The sequence below is a fragment of the uncultured Parabacteroides sp. genome (assembly GCF_902493135.1).
In the GTDB taxonomy this organism is placed as follows: Bacteria; Bacteroidota; Bacteroidia; order Bacteroidales; family Tannerellaceae; genus Parabacteroides.
The window spans coordinates 1-4,108 of record NZ_CABUOD010000091.1 but is presented as its reverse complement, the minus strand read 5'-3'; the positions used below and the strand labels follow the sequence as shown (position 1 = coordinate 4,108).

The window sequence follows — 4,108 nt, the reverse complement described above, 5'->3', positions numbered from 1 at the left end:
GGGGGGGTGACTGGGGGGGTAGCTGGGGGGGTGACTGGGGGGGTAAGTTCCATGCGATCCACACCCTCTCCATCTGCATTCTCCTCATTCCATAAAACGACATCCAATCGTATCCGGTCAGGAGAAAAAGATTCCCGCAAAACAGGGATGTCCAATCCCATCTGTTCCCAAACATAACGAAGGTTCTGCAAACCACTGCCAATACGCTCACCCACATTCACCAATACAAAGATCTTGAAGATACTTGCATTGCGGGGGTCACTGATACCGCCTTCAAGAGCTTCATCCATCGTGATGCGCAAAGCTCCCGGATTGGAAATGACCAGCCGGTCTTTATATTTTTCGATGACAACACCCCGCCTGCCATGATAATCGGCATGAATCAACGCATTTGCCAAGGCTTCGCGCACAGCACCGTGAGCAGGCGTATCGTCAATACGGTCTAACCCGTTACGCAATTGAAAGGGAACTTTCAAACCGGATGTCAGACGATCGATGATCCTGAAATAAAAATCAAAAAGGTTTCCCGACCAATCTCCGGAAGCAGAAAAGACACGGTCCGTATAGCGGTTCCCGTCTTCAATCTCCCGATAGTCCAGGAAATAATTCGGATATTCGTTGGTGATCAACATTTCCGTACCAAACATCAGAATACCGGCTAAAGTCGGGTGAACCTCAGGAACGTCACTACTACGTTTGAGCGCACCGACTTTCAATAGGAACTCGACATCATCCAAAGTATTCCAGACATGATCGGGTTTCAGATTACGGAAACGCATCCTGAAACGACGAATCGTATCTTTATCCAGTTCCTGCCAATCGACATTTTCTACGATTGTGCTATCCAACGTAATATCCGCCTGATCGCGAAGCATCGCCTTCACCTCTTCTCGCTGGCAGTGATAATCGCCAGCGGCATTCCTCCTATATGTACCGGCAAACAGATTGTCATTAATAAAAACAGGTTTATAATGACGGTCTGCACGAGGGACTTCAATAACTACAACGTCTTTATCTTCAATGGAAAGGGCATAAACCTGACGATTAAACAACAGGTTGTCGCTCACTTTCAGTTTATTATTAATCTGGTTCCAGAAAGATTGGATAATCTTGCCACTGTCTTCAACGCCGGAAACATAAAGCTCTTTCGTTTTCTTATCTTCCGACACGCCAAGCAAGACGATGCCTCCATCCGTATTGCAGAAAGCGGAATAACTTTCCCATACGGATGCAGGGACTTCTTTTTCGGCCTTCTTCGCTTCCAGCCGAAAACTTTCTCCCTGACGGATCAGTTGCAAGATTTCTTCTTTTGTCATCTTCCTACACAATGATAAACAAACCCATTCCCCTCCAACTCCTCAACATCATAATAACTTATCCAATACATATAATTGAAACCAACCAGGTACAAAATCTACTGAATCTTCAATCGATATCTCATTTGCCTCAACTGTTGCAAATAATTTGGGTTCAGAATAACTATTATCAAACAAAAAAGCCCTATCAGACAACCGAATAACATCCAAAAGTAAATTCATCGTTCTTTCATAACGTTCTACAATTTTATCAGCCGGTACATCATGCCCACCTTGCAATACCCGAGTTTCAACTCGCCCTTTATTCATCTCCGGATCATTTAAAGCCACAAAGTACAAGTAAATGCGAAATCCTTGTTCTTTTGCAGATTTTATAAAATCCAATTTTGAAGGATGAGACATTACTGTTTCAAAAGTGAATTTATCACAACTGCACAATAAAGATTGTCTTAAATAGTCCGATAAAAATGAAGTAAAATAATCATTCACATCTTGATTAAAGACCATTAGATTACCGTCTTGACCTATACCGGACAATAAGCCCAAACCACCAGCTTGTGTAAACAAAGAAGAAGATATCAATTTATTTTTGAAATCATCAAAATCTAAGATAAGCCCGAAATCATCAAATGAACATAAATGATTCTCGTTGATCATCGCTTTCAAATCATCGGCATTAATGTAGATACCTAAATGAATGCCTTTATTCGAAACCACCTTTAACAAAGTGGACTTTCCCGAACCATTCGGACCTGCAAATATTCGGAGCCTTTTAGTAGCCACTACAGACTATATTTTCTCTTTACGACCTTATATTTTGCCTGACGCCCTTTAGATACAATCGAAACTTTACCTTCGGACTCTATACGGCAAACATTATTTCCTCTTAGAACCGTTACAGGAAGACCTTGCGCACGTGCCACATCATAGGCTTGACGACCTGCAATTTTTAATGCATTTACAATCACCGTCTTCTCTTCTTCTATAGTAAATTTCGACTTCATTTCTAAACTTTTTTATTATAACAAATAACAATCAATCATTGTTATCCGACTGATACATATTTTTGTTCCGGATAGCTCGGCTTATCCGTTATCTTCCTACGCAATGATAAACAAACCCATTCTCCTCCAACTCCTTCACATCATAAATATTACGACCATCCAATATCAGCGGCGTTGCCATCAGTTTTTTGACTGCCGACCAGGAAGGCATGCGGAACTCTTTCCATTCCGTGACAAGCAGGAGGGCGTCGGCATCCACTACCGCGTCATAGATGTCTTTGGCATAATGGACGGCATCTCCCAAACGGCGGCGGGTTTCTTCCATCGAGACAGGATCGTAGACATACACTTCGCAACCGGAAGCCAATAATTTATCTATCAGAACCAGAGAAGGAGCTTCGCGCATATCGTCCGTTTCCGGCTTGAAAGCCAAGCCCCACATAGCGATACGCTTGCCTTTCAGATCACCCTTGAAATAATCGCCTAACTTGCGGAACAAGATGGATTTCTGATCTTCGTTGACCTCTTCGACCGCTTCTAAGATACGCATGTGGTAACCATTCGACTTGGCTGTTTTGATCAACGCTTTTATATCTTTGGGAAAACAGGAACCACCATAACCGATACCGGCATACAGGAAACGGTTGCCGATACGGGCATCCGATCCGATTCCTTTGCGCACCATATTCACATCGGCTCCGACGATCTCACACAGGTTCGCAATATCGTTCATAAAACTGATGCGGGTTGCCAGCATGGCATTGGCTGCATATTTCGTCATCTCGGCGGATGGGACATCCATGAAAATCACACGGAAGTTATTCAACAGGAAAGGACGGTACAAACGAGTCATCAACTCTTCTGCACGGTCCGATTCGACACCTACGACCACACGGTCCGGACTCATAAAGTCCTTGATGGCCGCACCCTCCTTCAGAAATTCGGGGTTCGAAGCAACATCGAACTCGATCGACACCCCCCGTTTATCCAGTTCTTCCTGGATCGCCTCACGAACCTTACGGGCCGTACCTACCGGAACGGTGCTCTTCGTCACGACAAGGAGATGTTTGGTCATGTTGCGGCCGACGGTACGGGCCACTTCGAGCACATACTTCAGGTCGGCACTGCCATCTTCGTCGGGAGGAGTACCTACGGCGCTGAAGAGGACTTCGACCTCGTTCAGGCATTCTGTCAAATCGGTTGTGAAATGGAGACGGCCGGCTTGCTGGTTACGGTGAACCATCTCTTCAAGGCCGGGCTCGTAGATAGGGATGATACCTTGTTTCAGGTTTGTGATCTTTTCGGCATTTACGTCGACGCAGAAAACTTCGGTTCCCATTTCTGCGAAACAAGTACCGGTGACAAGTCCCACATAACCTGTCCCGACGATAGCTATTTTCATGATTTTATAATCAAATAAATGTTATATATCAGTGCCGCCAAACAGGGTTTGGGGCACACAAAGGTTCGTCACTCCCACACAGGGAATCACGAAAACGCCACAAAGATAAGAAATTGAAATCATTACACATCTTAAAATCGAGTTATTTGTACGAATCTGTCTGATCTAAGGATCACCAGCGGCTATAATCAGTCCGAAACAGCCAGTTGCCACATTCATAAATCCGGATTCTGTTTTTATCAAAATGTCACTACCACCCCGTCTAAATCGGATTAGTAGGGCATCTATTTGGAATGGGTCTTGTTCACTTTTGCTGTATGGTTACTTTTTGTGTATTTAATTAATAAAAGAGCACAGCTTAAAAAATAAAAGTCTATATTATAAGT

General features: G+C 43.9%; 4 protein-coding genes. All 4 read right to left on the bottom strand.

Translation table 11 applies throughout. From position 1 onward, the window contains the following. Positions 1–1,316, bottom strand: a 1,316-nt coding sequence (locus RDN79_RS18985) for an ATP-binding protein (RefSeq protein ID WP_308573364.1), incomplete at its 3' end; no start/stop codon positions are given. Positions 1,317–1,364: 48 nt separating this feature from the next. After that, positions 1,365–2,099: a hypothetical protein gene (locus RDN79_RS18980; RefSeq protein WP_298551929.1), complete on the bottom strand. Its 735-nt coding sequence runs from the start codon at positions 2,097–2,099 to the stop codon at positions 1,365–1,367. Next, positions 2,099–2,320, bottom strand: coding sequence for a hypothetical protein (locus RDN79_RS18975; RefSeq protein WP_298551928.1), 222 nt, complete (start codon positions 2,318–2,320; stop codon positions 2,099–2,101). The genes RDN79_RS18980 and RDN79_RS18975 overlap by 1 nt, the downstream gene beginning before the upstream one ends. Positions 2,321–2,408: 88 nt before the next feature. Then, entirely contained in the window at positions 2,409–3,722 is a 1,314-nt protein-coding gene (locus RDN79_RS18970; protein ID WP_298551926.1) for a UDP-glucose/GDP-mannose dehydrogenase family protein, read from the bottom strand. Positions 3,723–4,108: the final 386 nt, after the last annotated feature.